Below are 17,578 nucleotides of genomic sequence, written 5' to 3'. Positions count from 1 at the left end.
TTTTACCATCTATGAATCCTAACTTTATTTTCTTCTAATTTATCTATTATTTTTCGTTCTTTAGCTCCTCGAATAAGATTATTAGATATAGCTAATACTTTTAAATTAATTAAATTTGATAATGCTTTTATATCTTCTATTTTATTATCTCGAATAATTAATGTTTGTAGATTAATTAAATTTGATAATACTTTTATATTCTCTATTTTATTAATTGCAAGATTTAATTCTATCAAACTAACTAAATTAGATAATGCTTTTATATCCTTCAATTCGTTATCTGAAAGATTTAACTCTTTCAATCTAACTAATTTTGATAAATATCTTACACTTTTCAATTCATTATTATTTAAATCTAACTTTTCTAATTTAACTAAGTTTGATAATCCAATTATATCTTTTATATCATTATGACTTAAATCTAACTCTTTTAAACTAACTAAATTTGATAATCCCTTTGCATCTTTTATATCATTATAACTTAAATCTAACTTTTCTAATTTAACTAAGTTTGACAATGGACTTATATCTTCTATCCCTGTATAACCTAAATCCAACCTTGTTAAATTCTCTAAATTTGACAAATATTCTATATTTTTTATATTGCGATTTTTTCTAAGATTTAATTTCTGTAAATTTTCTAAACTAGATAAACCACTTATATCTTTCACCCTACTTGATTCTAAATTTAATTCTTGTAAATTATTTAATTTAGATAATGGACTTATATCACTTATATAATTATTTGATAAATCTAATTTCTTTAGATTCTTTAAATTTTCTAATGAACTTATATCCTTTATAGCGTTGCTAGACAAGTTTAATTCCTGCAACTTATTTAATTTAGTCAACAGAGATAGCTTATCAATTCTAAAAGTAATCCACTGAGATACCGTATAAATCCCACAGCCACTTAAATTTAATTTCTCTAAATTCAATAAACTTTCAATTCCCTTAATACTCTCATAATTACCCTTCTCACTTAAATCTAACTCTACAATTAACTTAGCCTTTTCCTCTGGTATTCTTCTAAAAAAACTATAAAACAATGAAGGCTCATATTGCTTTCCTCTAACTTCCTCTAGCTTACTAATAACATCGTTATATAGTTTTTTATCTTTGAAACCAAGACTAAATCTATACAATCCAAATAAGCTAATTAAAATAAGTATTACTATAACTATAATTTTCTTTCTTTCTGTTATTTTATAGATTATTATATGAATTAGTTTAGATTTGGTAATCAACCAAAGTAATCCTGCTTCTACAATGGCAATTAATAAAACTGTTATAAAAAAAGTTAAGTCAAATGTATCTGATAAAAATATTAATCCTAAACACAACAATAAACAAATTACTGCTATAAATTGAACTGCTTTTATTAATTTTTCACTTACTCTATTAGCCTTCATTACTACCATTAAATTTAATGATATCTTAAAAAAGTAAAATGGACTTAAAAATATCAAACCAACTACAGCTAACGGAGTCATCTCTCCTGGCAAAGCCATAAAAAGTATTATCGGCCATAATACAGCAACCCAAAATATTAACGTATTTATATTCTTATCTCTCTCATTCATAATTAATCCCTCCTAATATTTTAACTACATCTCTAAAAGCGATAACTAACCCCTAATTTAGCAGACAACGGATTCATTACATACTCTCGATCATAGTCAAGATCAACTAGCTTGTCCTTATCCTGATCATAACTTTTATCAATCATAATATTTAGTAGACTATATGTAAGTTCTCCTGTTATTACTAAATTCTCTGTTATAGGAAAGGTCATACCTCCTCCAGCATTTAAGCCAAAGCCCGAACCTTCTTCTACTACTTGATCAAAATTCTTTGCTGCTATTTTATCTTCTTCCTTAAAAGAAGAGTATGTAAGTCCTGCATTAAGTTTAAAGTATTGATTAATTCGATAATTATATTTTCCATAAAACCCTAAGAACTGATCTCTCTTTTCAACCTCTTCTCCATCAATCTTTCCTGAAAAAGAACTTTCCAATAGACTTGCTCCTAGCTCAATCCCTTTATTATTATCTAACCAATAAATGCCACCTAAATAAAATCCTGCTGGCTTACTTAAGTCATCTATAACCGCTTGGCTATCTTCTGTCCAATCTATCTGACTTCCATTAATTTTTAGAGTATAATCTAATTTAGCTACTTTAGCCCCTCCAACAATTTCAAAAGTTCCTGCCTCATTTTGAGCTTCTACAACTACTGAACCTAATAATACCATCATTAATACTAATAAAGTAATTCTCTTCATTTTAATTCCTCCTGTTTTTTTATCTTTCTTAATACTTTATTTTTACCCCTTTATTCTTCAACTTGCTTATTACTTTTTTACCTTGGTCAGATTTAAGATATTTATCTGATTTACTAATGATTAATTCTTTCAAATTATCTAATTCTAACAAAACATTAATATCCTTTATTTTATTCCATCTAAGATATAATATATTTAATTGTTCTAAATTTTCTATAGGATTTATATCTTTTATTTTATTTAAAGTAAGAACTAACTCATTTAAATTCACTAAATTTCCTACCACACTTATATCTTTAATCTCGTTCCCATTAATTAATAATGTTTTTAAATTAATTAATCTTTTTAAACTATTTATTTTTTTTACCTTATTCCCACCAATATCTAAATAAGTTAAAGCTACTAAATTATTCAAAGAATCTATTTCCTTTAATCTGTTACTCGATAGTTTTAATTCTTTTAAATTATTCAAACCTGACAAAGGACGTATATTTTCTATTTCATTTTTACTAAGATTAAGCTCTTCTAACTTTTTCAATTCTGATAGAACAGTTATATCCTTAATTTTGTTTCCTTCCAATTCTAAACTTTTTAAATCAATTAGATATTGAATCCCATTTAAAAACTCTATATCTCCTATCTCTACAGTTTCTTTCAATTCCTTAATTCCTCTAAGATCACTTTTCATGATCGGTCCAGATTTTTTCCCTATCTTATCCCGAATTAGCTTTTCTAAAACTCGATCTTTAAAAATAATCTCTTTATCTATAGTTTTATCTTTTTCTTTAAATACAACTCTGATTTTTTTACTACTACCTTCTTCTATTTGTAACTTAACCGGATTACTTTTTTTAGCTTTTATTCCTTCCCAATGATCAAAATACCAACCCTCCCGGGCTAATGCTTCACACTGGATAATCTGATTACCTTGATAGCTTATATCTAACTCTCCTTGACCTTCATCAATAACCAAATTAAACTTTTTATCTATCCAATAATCTTCATAATTCACTTCTACTCCTCTACTTTGTAATTGATTAATCACTAAGCTTAATTTAAACAGATCTCCTTGATCAAGATTATTACGATACATTTTCACTGAATTTAAATTCTTCAACTTAGCTAAAGGAGTTATATCTTTTATTTGATTATCTTTCATACTTAAACCGTATAAGTTCTTTAATTTGCCTAAAGAATCTATATTTTTAATTTGATTTTTGTTAACATCCAAATATTTTAATGAAGATAATCCAGATAAAGCATTTATATCTTTTATATTACTATCCCATAATTCTAATTTTCTCAAATTCTTTAATTTAGATAAAGGACTTAAATCCTGGATATTATTTTCATAAAGATACAATGTTCTTAATTTAATTAATTCTTTTAAAGGAGCTATATTTGTTATTTGATTAGCACCAAGATACAATTTTTCTAAACTTTTTAACCTAGATAAAGAATCTATTTTTTCTACCTTGTTACCACTAAAACTTAAATCCTTCAAACTAGGTAAATCATCTAAAGTACTTATATCTTTTATTTCATTTCCTGATAAATTTATTTCTTTCAATTTTTTTAAGCCATGTAGACCACTTATATCTTCTACTCCAGAACCATAAATATATAAAATCTCTAAATTCTTAAAGTGCTCAATCCCATCTAAACTTTTAATCTCACCTATTTCTTTCCACCTTGCCCCAGTATCTACTGAGTAGCCTTTAACACGAATTTCTTTTATCTTTGCTACATCACTTTCTGTGATTGAACCCCAGGGCTTATCTATAATTGTCCTGACTGCTTTTTCAAAACTATCATCTTTAATCTCTACTAATTTATCATCAATTGGATTAGAACTTAGTCCTACAATGATTGTAATAATTCCTGCTACTGCCAATAAAATTAGTGCTTTACTATATTTTTTCATAAGTTTCATCTCCTTTTTCATATAATAGTCAAAAAAACATTGATACATCTATCCCACTAAAAACTCCAAAACTACCTTTTTTCTATCTCTACAACTATTGTACCTAATAACATTATAATTACTACTAACGAAATAATAATGTTTTATTGTAATTCAAATCTTTTTTATTTCATTCATTATTCTTTTTATTTCACATAGCATTTTTTGTATTATTTTAGTTTTTATAATTAAACTCATAATTACTACTTCTACAATACAAATTAATAATATTGTTATTGTATATAAAGGATTTTCTTTTATAGGATTAAATATTAAATCTCTTAAAAAAATTGAACTGCTAATATTAAATACTAATTCCAAAACAAATAAACAGACCACAAAAAATAATATAAATTTAACTCTCTTTATCCACTTACTACTTAACTCATTAGCAACCATTATTACAATTAAATTTAATGATATTTTAAAAAGATAAAATGGAATTAAAAATATTAAAAAAATCACACCTAATGGTGTCAAACTTACTGGGGGAAACAGTACTATCGGCCATAATACAGCAACCCAAAATATTAACGTATTTATACTCTTATCTCTCTCATTCATAACTAATCCCTCCTGTTTATATCTAATATTTTAACTACATCTCTAAAAGCGATAACTAATCCCTAATTTAGCAGATAAAGGATTCATTATATACTCTCTATCATAGTCAAGATCAACTAGCTTCTCCTTATCCTGATCATAACTTTTATCAATCAAAATATTTAGCAAACTATATGTAAACTCTCCTGTTATTACTAAACTATCTGTTATCGGTAAGGTCATACCTCCTCCAGCATTTAAGCCAAAGCCCGAACCTTCTTCTACTACTTGATCAAAATTCTTTGCTACTATTTTATCTTCTTCCTTAAAAGAAGAGTATGTAAATCCTCCGTTAAGTTTAAAGTATTGATTAATTCGATAATTATATTTCCCATAAAACTCTAAGAACTGATCCCTCTTTTCAACCTCTTCTCCATCAATCTTTCCTGAAAAAGAACTTTCCAATAGACTTGCTCCTAGCTCAATCCCTTTATTATCATCTAACCAATAGATTCCACCTAAATAAAATCCTGCTGGCTTACTTAAGTCATCTATAACCAGTTGACTCTCTTCTGTCCAATCTATCTGACTTCCATTAATTTTTAGAGTATAATCTAATTTAGCTACTTTAGCCCCTCCAACAATCTCAAAAGTTCCTGCTTCTTTCCCCTCTACAACTACTGAACCTAATAATACCAGCATCAATACTAATAAAGTAATTCTCTTCATTTTAATTCCTCCTGTTTATAATTTGTTAAATTTTGATTCAAAGAATAAAATGGGCTATCGCCCATTTTAGTAACAAGTGACGAGTAACGAGTGACCAGCAAGATCAAAACCAAAAGACAATATAGTTCCTTAATCAGAACAAAATGGGCTGTCCCTCCGTCTTCTATAATTAAAATCTTTAAATAAATAATTCAAAATATTTTTAAATCTTAATTAGTTTTTTTGAATTTAATTCGCGTTATTCGCGTCAATTCAGCCCAGGACTACTTCGTCAGTCGCTACCTCCTTCAGGGCGCGTTGCTAGTTTATTTTTGTCTTTAGTTGATAAAAAGTTATCAACAGTTTGAAAAAAGAGTATACTCTCTTATACATAAACAAATTAATCTAACAATAAAAAAACTGTAATCTTTTTAAGACTACAGGTGAGTTTGCCATTAGCTCTATATAACTTAGGCAACCATATATAAGTTATATTTCTTCGCTCTAATTAATTTGTAGGTATTAACCAAATTATACTATATTTTGTCTGTAAAGTTAAGGGATTTTTGCATTAAATTCCATCTTTATTCATATTATTTGATTACTATCATCATAAATTATCCCCGAGACATTATATTCTCCTTTATTTGATTTATCTCTACTACAAGCAACAAATGTAATACTTAAACTTAATATTAATAAATTAAACATTGTAAAATTTATAACAAAAAAAGAAAAAAAGGCAATGAGTACCTTCTGCCTATTTAATAAATTTTATTTTCAAAGTAATAAAACAATTTATATTCGTAAAAGAACTGCTAAAATAAAAGAATAATACGATATTTTAACTTCGATAGTTAGAAGTTGAGTGATTAGATATTTGGATTTAACCTAACCATCAAACCACCTGACTCGCCAATTACGGAAATAAACACATTAAAAAAACTATTTATATTGAAAAGTAACTTTAAATTTAAACCACTCACCCTTTAAACAGTTTGACTCCAGAGAAAATACTCCCACTACCTATTAATAAGGCAAATATCCAACTTGGCAAATTCTGAATAACTATAATAGCACCTACCACACATAAAAACAAACCAGATCCACCTTTAATCTTTACACGATTAGATAAATAAAATCTCTTTAATTTATTTAACATATTATCTCTCCTTCCGAGATAAAATAATAGCTATCATAGCATTAAGCTATAATCACTATATGCTAAATGAAACAATTGTGTGTTAAAATTTTAAATTGCTTAGTTAATAAGAGTTTAAGAGAGAATAAGTTATTTCTTCTTTTTTAATAGATTATAATAAAGATTTATAAGCTTGACCTGAAACCAAACATAAGTTATAATCTTAATTGTTGTCAAAGGGGAGTAGCTCAATTGGTAGAGCACCGGACTCCAAATCCGGGTGCTGTGGGTTCAAGTCCTATCTCCCCTGCCAACATGCTGGCGTAGCTCAGCTGGTAGAGCAGCTGACTTGTAATCAGCAGGTCATCGGTTCGACTCCGATCGCCAGCTCCATTTTATTAGCTACTAGCTAATAGCCAATAGTTAAATATATGCCGAGGTGGCGGAATTGGCAGACGCATCGGACTTAAAATCCGGTGGGCTTTTATGCCCGTGTCGGTTCGAACCCGACCCTCGGTACCACTTTATTAATTACTAATTAAAGATCAATTTCTTCAAGATCTCAATTATACATTATAAATTATCAACTATAATTCAAATCTTTATTTAACAGTCCTGAGCAAAAAGCTCAGATTTTTTTATTTTTTGATATAAAGATAATCATAATGTCACAATAATAAAGGTCTAATCAAGTAGTTTTAGGATGAATTAATTAGTGACTATTCTTTATTAGCTACTAATTAATGGTTAATGATTAGATTTTAATGCACAACTTTCTCGCCATACTCTTCTAAGTTCTGTTCTAGCTCTTCGTTATCTTGGCTTTCTATCAATAATTCTAAGATATCACTTCCAAAACTCTTATCTACTCCATCTCTAACTATCAAATCCAAACCACCAATTACACTTTTAAAGAGATTTATCTTCTTATCTAATAAGTTAATAATCTTCTCTTCAATTGTATTTTTAGTAGATAAATTATAAATCAATACATCTTTATCTTGGCCTAGCCTATGAACTCTACCAATTCTCTGTTCTACCTTCATTGGGTTCCAGGGCAGATCATAGTTAATAATAGTATTGCAAAACTGTAGATTAATCCCCTGTCCCCCTGCTTCAGTACTAACTAATACATCACCATTTTTCATAAATTGACGTTTGGCCCATTCTTTTTGATTATCTCGTAATTTACCACTAAAGACAACTGGCTTATAACCATTTCTATATAGATGATAACAAATATATTGTTGAGTAGCCCGATATTCAGTAAATATAATAGCCTTTCCTTCTGTCTTGCTTAATATTTCCTCTACTATCTTCATCTTTTGATTCTCTGTAATAGATCTAGATAACTCAAATAGATCTTTCAGCCTATTTTGTATAGAACTATAACTTTCTGATTTAGCCATCTTATCTAAAGTTTGAGATACAGCAAAAGAACTACTACAAACTTCACGCTGCAAGGTTAATAAATGAAAAATACTCTTATTAGCATTAATACACCTCTTATACTCTTCTTTAACTAGATTAGTGATACCATTATATAGTTCTTCTTCTTTTTTACTTAAATTAAGAGAAATTAACTTCACTTTTCTATCAGTGTAATTCAAATCAATCTCTTCTCTTTGATTTCTTATCATAACCTTTGACAAATCATCTTGTAGATCATTTAAATTCTGCACTTTATGCTTTCCTTTAACATAATTATCTTTAAATTTCGAATAAGTTCCAAACAAATCCGGCTTCAATAAATCTACTAAATTATATAATTCTTTTAAATCATTTTGAATCGGAGTAGCAGTTAATAATAACATATATTTTGTAGGAATCTGATTAACAAACTTCCAGTTTTGAGTTTTAGAATTTTTCAAACGATGTGCTTCATCTACAATCACCATATCAAAGCCACGGTCATAAATATAATTACAATGTGGCTCTCTTTTAGCCTTATCTAGAGAAGAAATAATAACATTAAAGTAATGCCACCCTTTACCTTTTCGATTATTAAAACAATCTATTTGAAACTTATGGGTTAATTCCTGCCACCATTGAAAACCTAAAGAAGCAGGAGTTAAAATCAAACAGGTTTCAACATCTCCTCTAACCATATACTCTTTTAGAATCATTCCAGCCTCAATAGTCTTACCTAAGCCAACTTCATCTGCTAAAATTGCTCTTCCATTCATTTTATTAATTACTTTATCTACTGTCTCTACTTGATGGGGAAAAAGTCCTATATCATTTTCTTGCCAATATTTATCTAACTCTTTGATAGCCAGTAAGTTATCAACTTTATCTTCAGTTAACATCATTATCACCTTCTTTCATTGAAGATTAATTATAATTTAATATTTGTTTAGCATTTAACTAACTATCTATTAGTTTAACCAGAGTAAATAAACATAATTAAGATAGTTTTATGAATAATAAACAATATTTTATAATTTTAAAAAACTAAACCTTTTACTTATATTAATAATTAATATAAAAAACTCGAACTATAATATAGTTCGAGTTTTTTATATGATATATTAAGATTTTACTACTTCAAAAAGAATAGTCACAATTTTAGAATCAAATATTTTACCAGCATTATCCTCGATTATTTCTAATGCTTCTACTTGGGATAATGGTCCATAATAAGTCTTATTATTGCTTAATATATAATATTCCCTATGAGTTAAAGCATCATAAGTATCTACAACATGCATAATTCTAGATAATAAGGGAATATCTTCACCATCTAACCCTTCAGGGTAACCACTACCATCCCAATTTTCATGATGATATAAAATATCATCAGCAATAATTCTTAAAGCCTGAAAACTTTTAGCAATATTATAACCAATTTCAGGATGTTGCTTAAATTCCTCTAATTCTTTCTGCTCAAGGGGCGAATCTTTATTTATTATCTCTTTTTTAATAGCTAATTTACCTACATCATGATATTTAGCTAATAAAGTTAATCTTTCTATTTCTCGATCGGTCAAATCTAACTTTTTACCTATTTGTCTAGATAATCTAATTGTTCTATCTCTATGGCCTTCGATTTCATAATTTTCATTTTCTAATTCTTCTAAAAGAGACTTTAATAATGGGTTATCTAAACTATCCTTGCTATTACTCTTATCTTTATACATCTGATCTTCAGCCTGACTAAAAATTTCTTCTATATCTTGACTTACTTTAAATTTAGTTGCACTACCTAAAGCTATATGGGGCTTAATCGGACCAAAATCAGAATTAGCTAAATTGTCTTTTATTCTTTTTATAATTCTAGCTACATCTTCCCTATCAGTATTAGGTAAAATAATACCAAATTCATCTCCACCCCAACGCGAGATTATATCCTCTTCTCGCGCTGATTTTTTTAATAATCTAGCCATCTCTTGTAGTAATTGATCACCCATTTCATGGCCAAAAATATCATTTGTTAATTTTAAACCATTTGCATCACCTATAATAATACTTAAAGGCATTTTACGTTGAGTATCTAACCTTTTTAACTCTTCTTCATAGAACTTCCTATTATATAACCCTGTTAAATCATCATGATAATTAATATACTTAATCTTTTCTTCAGCTGCTTTTCTTTTAGTTATATCTAATAATGATACAATACTTCTCTCAGTACCAGGTATTAACTTAGATTGTAATAATACTGTTTTTATTTTTCCTTCTTTATCAACAATATTAATCTCATATTTATAGGGGCTACTATTATTTTCTTCTCTTTTTTGATAGTGCTGCTCTAAAATCTTATCTAATGATTCTTGATCATAAATAAAATCTTCCCAACTCATCTTAGCTTCTATTTCTTCTTTAGAATATCCTGTTAGATTTTCTAACTCTTTATTTACTAAAGAAATAGTTCTGTCTTTATCAACAATACATGTAGCAGCACCATTATTTTTAAATAAAATACGATATTTACTCTCACTATCCTTCAACTTAATTTCAACACTCTTTCTTTTAATTATATTAACTATCAAAATAAATATAATTAACCCCATTATAATTATCCAGCTAACTGTTAGCCAAACTAAAGTTTTATACTCAGTATAAAAAGAGAAAGGCTTATTAATAACAATACTATCTTCTGGTAAATTATTCAAAGAAACACCTAGCTTCTTTAATTGTTTATAATCAAACATAAAGATATTAGAACTTTCTTTTATTTCAGGCCTTTTACCATCTATAACTTCTAAAGACATTTTAGCAGCAGATTTACCTTGATAATAACCACTACTTAATTTTCCACCTACTATCCCATAACCAAGAAAGAAATCCCAAAAGCTATAGATTGGAAGATCAATATCCTGTGTTAAAAGAGTTATAACTCTTTGATTAGGAATTAAGTTTCCTGATCTATCCTTAAGCATAGTTGAGCCTAAAAACATAATACTTTTTTCTGGAAAGCTATCACTTATATCCCCTAAGTCATCCATTCCATCAATACTATAAATTAATACATTAATATCATTACTTAGGAAAGTTATACTTTTCTTGAATAACTGCTTATTATACTTTCCAGTAGTTGTATTATCGAACACACCGATTATATTTTTAAAATCAGGATGTAATTTTAAAGCAACTTTAATAGTAGATAGTATATCAATATTTTCTATTAATCCAGTATACATATCTTGCTTATTTAATTTTTCTATAGAAAAGTTATTTATCCCACAAAATACAACTGGAATATTGGGGAATAAATTTTTCTTATACTTAAAGAGAAATTCTAAAGCATTATCATCACTTGCAAGTATTAAATCAAAGTTACTATTCTTAAACTTATATTGAAATAGATTATATATATTATTTAGATGCTTTTCATCAGCTACTAATTTAGTGTCCAAATATTCAGTATGTATATCTATTTCTCTAGAATCTTGAGCTAAATACTCCTTAAGACCATTATCTATCTTATCTGTCCAACTAAAGCCCTGATGATATGAATGAATAATAAGAAGATTAACTTTATCAACATCTTCATATGCAATAATTGTTGTTGTATATAATAGCAAGCTCAAAATTATCAAGACCAAAGTTAGAATTTTTTTAAACTTCACTTTATAACACACCTCTATTTATAATTCTTCTCTTATATCTTAAGTATATCTGAAATTTGAGAATTATCAAAGTCAACTTTAATTTTAAATCTATCTTCTATAGTATATTTGAAAAATGCATCTTAATTTAAGATGCATTTTTTCTAATCTATTCTAATTAGTCTTTCTGAATCTTTATCTAACCTAAACTTCATTTCAGATATATGATCTTCTTCCTTTAAAACCTTCTTTAAAATTACATTTAAATTATTTAAAACATTCTCTAATACTTCAGGATCTTCACTTTCTAATTCAACTATAACATCTATATCTTCATAATTAAACTTGAACTTAAAACCTGGTATACGCTTTTCTTTTTCGCAATTATAAAAAATATTCTTAACATTATACCAGACCTCTTCACCAATTTGCTTTAAAAATCCAGTAGTTATAGTTCCTAAAATAAAACTAATTGATGTTACTAATATGTCTGCTTCTTCTAAAAATTGAGCCTTTGAAGTAGAATTAAATTTATAATCCCATTCTGTTAATTTACTATAAATTATTGAAGACATACTCACTAGACTAATATTTGAGTCTAACTCTACCTTCAAATGATTCTTATTTATTAGAATCACCTACCTAAAAATCCATGATTAGACTTAGTAGTTTTTACTTGCTTTCTCTCACAAGTGAAAAATAATTTTATACTACATTCACTCCTATCATTCCGCCTAGAGCAGAAACTAAAAAACCAATTACTACTCTAGATACAAGACTTAACGAAATAATAATAGGATTCCATAAACTACCTAACAAGATAATCATCAACATATATATCAATCCTACTAAACCTCCATTAATCCATCCCTTCCCACCAGCAGAATAAGCTGCAACAGAACCACCCACAAAAACAGATAAATAATTTAATATAAATAATATCTTACTAACTGAATTATTAACAGCATTACTTAAGCTAATAATTATTCCTAAAACCACACTTCCCATTAATAATAAAATCAAACTTACTACTAAACCTCGCAAAATACTACTAACCTTTACAGCAGAACTATCATTTTGAGATTGTGGCATCAAATCTCCTCCATAAGCCTTTTACTTTAAAATATTCATCTTAGAGGACTATTTATTACTATAAATCCCATTTTTTCAACTTTTCCATTTCAGAAAAAGCAGTTAAAGACAACTTTAATGGTGTAATAGATACTAAACCCTCCTTTACAGCCATTACATCTGTATCTTTATCATTACCTTCTTCTACAGCCTTACCCGCCAACCAATAATATCTTTCACCTCTAGGATCTACTCTTTGTTCAAAGGTATTGCGATAGCTCCTATTACCTAATTTAGTAACTCTACTTTCTCCTTGCGCTTTGACAGGAATATTTACATTTAATAATATTTCCGCATCTAAATTTTGATTTTTGTGCTCTACTAGCAATCTATTAATAAACTCAGCAGCATAATCAAAATCCCAATTATTGTCTGTAACTAAAGAAACAGCAATAGATGGTATTCCTAATAACAATCCTTCAACTGCAGCTGAAACAGTACCAGAATATAATACATCATAGCCCATATTTGGGCCCGCATTAATCCCTGAAACAACTAAATCAGGCTTTTCATCTAATAATGATTCTATAGCAATTTTAACACAATCAGCAGGTGTTCCATCTATAGCAATAGCTTTAGATTTAATATTAGCAAAGGTCATTTCTTTAGCTCTTAAAGGATGGTGTAAAGTTATAGCATGACCTGTAGCACTTCTTTCACGATCTGGAGCTACCATAGTAACTTCATGTTCTTTCTCTAATTCTTGGCATAATCTTTGAATACCTGGAGCAAAAATTCCATCATCATTTGTTAGTAATATTTTCATTATATCTCCTCCAATAAAGTATAATTTAGAATTGAAAATTGATAATGTATAATTCAAAAATAGATTAAACAGCTTTAAATATTAATTATAAATTCCACAATGTTGCTTTCTCTTTCTTTTAAATTATCAACTATACATTATAAATTGTAAATTAATCTTATTATTCCTCACTAATGTATTTAAATACTGCTTTAGGTCTACCAATTAAATAACCGATAATACTTCCAATAATAACAGGCAAACTCAAATTCAAATTAAATATTTCACTTACTAGTACCATTGTGGCTAAAGGAACATTAGCAACAGATGATAAAGTAGCTGACAACCCAACAATCACCAATAAATGTAAAGGTAACTGTGGAAAGAAAACGAAAATTAAATTTCCTGCTAACGCACCACTAACTAAAGCAATATCAACAATTGCAGCACTAAATCCTGCTCCGATAATTAACATTGTTAATAATATCTTTAAAATAATTACTAATAACAAGTATCGATCTGTTATCGGGGCTACAAAAAAATCTTCAATTTTTGCAACCTCTACAAAAGAGTTTATATTTAATATTTTCATCGTTGCTAATAATATTATCGCTGCTATAATAGCCTTTATAAATTCAGAAGAATTTAAATTATTAAATAAGTTATCGATCAAATTGAATATCGAGATAAAAACTTGACCTATTAAACCACAAATTAATGCTACTAATATCAATAAAAATATATCCTTTAATCCTGCTTCTGGTAATCCTATATCAATATTCAATCTTGGCACAGGTAAAAAAGAATGGTAGAAAAAATATCCAAAAGTACTTCCCAAAACAGCTGGAAATAAGTCATTGTAATCTAGAGAAGATTTGTATAATACTTCAGTAGCAAAGATACCTCCACCCAATGGAGCACCTAACAAAGGTCCTAAGGTAGCTGCAGCCCCACAAATAGATAATACTCTCAAATCTAATTCAGAACTAATAAGTTTAATTTTTAAATAGTCAGTTATTTTCAAAAGTAACCTTCCTAAACTACTTCCAATTAATAATAAAGGCCCGACTAAACCACCTATGCCCATTAATCCTAAAGTTATAATTGTAGCAAAACTTTTACTCAAAATTAATTTAAATGAATGACCTACATTAACATTAGATTTTGTATAAGCAATATATAAATCTGTTCCCAATCCACTAGACCTAGAATCAAAGTAATGTATTACTATACTTATTAATAGTGCACCTACTATAGGGGATAAGAAAAAGTTATAATAAATATTATCTATTAAATATGTACTTCCCTTCTGTATTAATAATAACATAACTGCTCCAATAAATCCTAAAATCAAATTAATAACTATCCATTTAAAAATATATAACAATACCTTCTTATAAAAGCCTTGCCCTGGAATAAACATCTTTTACACTCCCTATTTATAAAATAAATAACTATAATCTCTTAGTAATAAGAATAGCCTTAGCTTAAAAATTATTAATTCTTCTTTTCATTAATATTAATTAGAATGTCAAACTAGAGTCAAGTTTATTTTGGATATAAGGATCAAACTTCAAACCACCAAGATATAAGGAGAAATAAGAAATAATCACAAGAATAATATATTTAAAGTTACGTAACAGACCTTTATAAGAGATATACTTTTTTGACTTTTATCTGAAATAGATATACAATTATAAAGGTCGCGAGGGAAAAATATCGGAGCATGGCGCAGTTTGGTAGCGCACCTGGTTTGGGACCAGGGGGTCGCAGGTTCAAATCCTGCTGCTCCGACCAAAAGTTCAATTTAGAATTGACAATTAACAATTAAGAATCAAAGACTTCAAGAATTACAAGACCTTAAAGATTTTAATTGTACATTATAAATTGTAAATTAAATAATGTGCGGGAGTAGCTCAGTTGGCTAGAGCACCAGCCTTCCAAGCTGGGTGTCGCCGGTTCGAGTCCGGTTTCCCGCTCCAATCAAATATAATTTATAATTAATTAATAAATCAAATAGTTAATCTTATTTTTTTATTATACACTATAAATTATTAATTGTGAATCAAAACTATGGACCTGTAGCTCAGTTGGTCAGAGCAATCGGCTCATAACCGATTGGCCGGGGGTTCAAATCCCTCCAGGTCCACCATCATAATCAAATAGCACTAAATATATAAAACCTGGTTTAATATACCAGGATTTTTGTATGTCTATTAACTTTATCAAATACTAAATTTCCAAATAGTATAAATCAAAAACACAATAATCATATTCCATATACTATGGGCTATAATACATGAATAAAGCGACTTAGTTCTTTCATAAATCAGAGCTAATATAACCCCTCCTAAGAAAGTAGGCACTAAAAGCCATATACTGGAATGAGCCAAACCAAAAATTAATCCACTTAAAAATATTCCCTTTGCTTTTCCCAACTTAACTTTGCAATAAGGATAAATAAAACCCCTAAAAAAAATTTCTTCCGTTAATGGAGCTACTAGAATAATCAATATACTATGTAAAAAAAATAAAAGTTGGTTTTGGGAGCTTAATAGACTTTGGATAACCTGCTGTGTAGGTGCTTGAATCCCAAAAAAATTATCAATCAAAATATGAATTAGGTTATTAAGAAATGTAATTATAGAACAAATTAATATTCCACCTATTATTCCATATTTAATAATTTCTTTACTATTATTCAGATTAAAACCGAAATCTTTCAAAGATACTTTGTACCTTATTTTTATAATTAATAATGTTAATCCTGCTAATAATAATGCTTGAATTGAGTTTAAAATTAAAGGGCGTATTAGTAACATAAGGTTACTACTAAACAAACAATTAATGATCCATTCTACTAATAAAAATATCACAGAAGTAAAAACAAAAGTTAAGAATAATACAGCTATGATATCAGTTAACCTCCAAGTTGTTTTATCTCTCTGAATAATATTAGCCATCAAATAACCGCCTTCCTATAGTACATTCCTCTAAATAAACCTATGATATAGTAGTTAATTTGAATTTCTACAATCTTATTTAGAATATTATTCTAGATGACTAAGCATTATTACTGACTACTCTAGAGAAAAGGTTTTTGTAACAACTTCACCTTTTAAACCAAACGGACCCAATACATTGCCATCTTTAATTACTGTTACACCAGCTGCATTTCCACACTTAAGTATAATCTCCTTACCTGAAAAAGATTTAACAACCTTAGGATCAACATTTCCTTGAAAGACAATTTCTCCATCTACCTTAACCGAATACCAGCTATAATCTATTGTTTTTATTTTAATTTCAATCTTTTCTACTTTCTTATTAGCTTTAATCTGATTGTTTACTTTACTTTCTTCAATTTTCACTTCCTCAGATTCTTTTATATCTGATACCTTTTTATTATTTTCTAATTTATTAGTACTAACCTTATTACCTTTTACTTGCTTATTATCTGCTTTATTACTTAAAGATACTACATCCTCTTGTTTAATTTCAACAGAAGCAACCTCTCTACTAACATCTACTTCTCCAAAAAGATTATATATTTTGATCCCCAAAAAAACAACTACTAAAACAACAACAATAGATATACCAATTAAAAGACTAGCCAATAAAGTATTCTGGTTTTCATCACAATAATATAATAGTTTCTCTTTTACACTTTTCTTCTGCTCTAAATCTTCCTCCGGGACATCTGGCTCTTTCATCTTCTGATAATCTGCTAAAATCTCTTTTTTATCCAAGCCTAAATATGATGAATAAACCTTTAAAAACCCTTTTACAAATACCTCACCTTGAATATAATCAAATTCACCTGCTTCTAAGGCTCTTAAATAATCTATTCTGATCTTCGTCTCTTCTTCAGCCTGTTTTAAAGCAATCCCTAACTCTTCTCTTTTAAATTTTAACTTTTTTGATAAATCTTCCCCCAAAAAAAGTCACCTCTCTTTCATAAATAACATTTCGACATTCTATCCTTAAAATCCTTTAGATTCTGAAAATTATG

Annotated in this window: 14 protein-coding genes and 6 tRNA genes; 6 read left to right on the top strand and 14 right to left on the bottom strand. The window is 28.0% G+C overall.

All coding sequences use genetic code 11. The annotated features are described in order from the left end of the window. Nucleotides 1-2 precede the first annotated feature (2 nt). The 6 genes from OREMA_RS18520 to OREMA_RS0115730 form a co-directional block, all read right to left on the bottom strand. Entirely contained in the window at nt 3-1,583 is a 1,581-nt protein-coding gene (locus OREMA_RS18520) for a leucine-rich repeat domain-containing protein (RefSeq protein WP_018250210.1), read from the bottom strand. 32 nt (nt 1,584-1,615) lie between these two features. Beyond that, nucleotides 1,616-2,284 (bottom strand): outer membrane protein, encoded by a 669-nt coding sequence (locus OREMA_RS0115750; RefSeq protein WP_018250209.1) that lies wholly within the window; start codon nt 2,282-2,284, stop codon nt 1,616-1,618. 28 nt (nt 2,285-2,312) lie between these two features. After that, nucleotides 2,313-4,208 carry a leucine-rich repeat domain-containing protein gene (locus OREMA_RS0115745; protein WP_018250208.1) on the bottom strand — a complete coding sequence of 632 codons (1,896 nt, stop codon included), beginning with the start codon at nt 4,206-4,208 and terminating at the stop codon, nt 2,313-2,315. Nucleotides 4,209-4,361: 153 nt separating this feature from the next. Then, nucleotides 4,362-4,811: a hypothetical protein gene (locus tag OREMA_RS0115740; RefSeq protein WP_018250207.1), complete on the bottom strand. Its 450-nt coding sequence runs from the start codon at nt 4,809-4,811 to the stop codon at nt 4,362-4,364. 42 nt (nt 4,812-4,853) lie between these two features. Continuing rightward, on the bottom strand, nt 4,854-5,519 hold the full coding sequence (locus OREMA_RS0115735) for an outer membrane beta-barrel protein (protein WP_018250206.1): 666 nt from the start codon (nt 5,517-5,519) through the stop codon (nt 4,854-4,856). A gap of 961 nt (nt 5,520-6,480) precedes the next feature. Then, nucleotides 6,481-6,660: a hypothetical protein gene (locus OREMA_RS0115730; RefSeq protein WP_018250205.1), complete on the bottom strand. Its 180-nt coding sequence runs from the start codon at nt 6,658-6,660 to the stop codon at nt 6,481-6,483. Between the two features lie 216 nt (nt 6,661-6,876). On the opposite strand from OREMA_RS0115730, the gene OREMA_RS0115725 reads away from it, so the two are divergent. From OREMA_RS0115725 to OREMA_RS0115715, 3 genes are all read left to right on the top strand, one after another. After that, a tRNA-Trp gene (locus OREMA_RS0115725) sits at nt 6,877-6,952 on the top strand. Nucleotides 6,953-6,956: 4 nt separating this feature from the next. Further along, nucleotides 6,957-7,032: transfer RNA gene (locus OREMA_RS0115720), tRNA-Thr, on the top strand. A gap of 40 nt (nt 7,033-7,072) precedes the next feature. Then, nucleotides 7,073-7,161: transfer RNA gene (locus OREMA_RS0115715), tRNA-Leu, on the top strand. Nucleotides 7,162-7,400: 239 nt separating this feature from the next. On the opposite strand, the gene OREMA_RS0115710 is transcribed toward OREMA_RS0115715, so the two are convergent. From OREMA_RS0115710 to OREMA_RS0115685, 6 genes are all read right to left on the bottom strand, one after another. Then, nucleotides 7,401-8,948: a DEAD/DEAH box helicase gene (locus OREMA_RS0115710; RefSeq protein ID WP_018250204.1), complete on the bottom strand. Its 1,548-nt coding sequence runs from the start codon at nt 8,946-8,948 to the stop codon at nt 7,401-7,403. Nucleotides 8,949-9,170: 222 nt separating this feature from the next. Further along, a complete protein-coding gene (locus tag OREMA_RS0115705) occupies nt 9,171-11,711 on the bottom strand; it encodes a diguanylate cyclase (RefSeq protein ID WP_018250203.1) in 2,541 nt (846 codons plus the stop codon). Between the two features lie 143 nt (nt 11,712-11,854). Then, nucleotides 11,855-12,328: a hypothetical protein gene (locus OREMA_RS0115700; protein ID WP_018250202.1), complete on the bottom strand. Its 474-nt coding sequence runs from the start codon at nt 12,326-12,328 to the stop codon at nt 11,855-11,857. Between the two features lie 67 nt (nt 12,329-12,395). After that, nucleotides 12,396-12,782: a TIGR04086 family membrane protein gene (locus OREMA_RS0115695; protein ID WP_018250201.1), complete on the bottom strand. Its 387-nt coding sequence runs from the start codon at nt 12,780-12,782 to the stop codon at nt 12,396-12,398. A gap of 58 nt (nt 12,783-12,840) precedes the next feature. Further along, a complete protein-coding gene (gene surE / locus OREMA_RS0115690; protein ID WP_018250200.1) occupies nt 12,841-13,587 on the bottom strand; it encodes a 5'/3'-nucleotidase SurE in 747 nt (248 codons plus the stop codon). A 160-nt stretch (nt 13,588-13,747) separates the two neighbouring features. Beyond that, nucleotides 13,748-14,989: a chloride channel protein gene (locus tag OREMA_RS0115685; protein WP_018250199.1), complete on the bottom strand. Its 1,242-nt coding sequence runs from the start codon at nt 14,987-14,989 to the stop codon at nt 13,748-13,750. Nucleotides 14,990-15,286: 297 nt separating this feature from the next. On the opposite strand from OREMA_RS0115685, the gene OREMA_RS0115680 reads away from it, so the two are divergent. From OREMA_RS0115680 to OREMA_RS0115670, 3 genes are all read left to right on the top strand, one after another. Next, a tRNA-Pro gene (locus tag OREMA_RS0115680) sits at nt 15,287-15,363 on the top strand. A 108-nt stretch (nt 15,364-15,471) separates the two neighbouring features. Beyond that, nucleotides 15,472-15,548, top strand: a tRNA-Gly gene (locus tag OREMA_RS0115675). Nucleotides 15,549-15,641: 93 nt separating this feature from the next. Continuing rightward, nucleotides 15,642-15,718: transfer RNA gene (locus OREMA_RS0115670), tRNA-Ile, on the top strand. A gap of 73 nt (nt 15,719-15,791) precedes the next feature. On the opposite strand, the gene OREMA_RS0115665 is transcribed toward OREMA_RS0115670, so the two are convergent. Together OREMA_RS0115665 and OREMA_RS0115660 are read right to left on the bottom strand one after the other, a co-directional pair. Continuing rightward, on the bottom strand, nt 15,792-16,529 hold the full coding sequence (locus OREMA_RS0115665) for a CPBP family intramembrane glutamic endopeptidase (protein WP_018250198.1): 738 nt from the start codon (nt 16,527-16,529) through the stop codon (nt 15,792-15,794). A gap of 117 nt (nt 16,530-16,646) precedes the next feature. Then, on the bottom strand, nt 16,647-17,504 hold the full coding sequence (locus tag OREMA_RS0115660) for a helix-turn-helix domain-containing protein (RefSeq protein WP_018250197.1): 858 nt from the start codon (nt 17,502-17,504) through the stop codon (nt 16,647-16,649). Between the last annotated feature and the right edge of the window lie 74 nt (nt 17,505-17,578).

Origin of the sequence: Orenia marismortui DSM 5156, assembly GCF_000379025.1 — a bacterium.
Classification (GTDB): domain Bacteria; phylum Bacillota; class Halanaerobiia; order Halobacteroidales; family Halobacteroidaceae; genus Orenia; species Orenia marismortui.
Note: the sequence above shows the minus strand (reverse complement) of the source record. Positions and strands in the feature narration are given on the sequence as shown.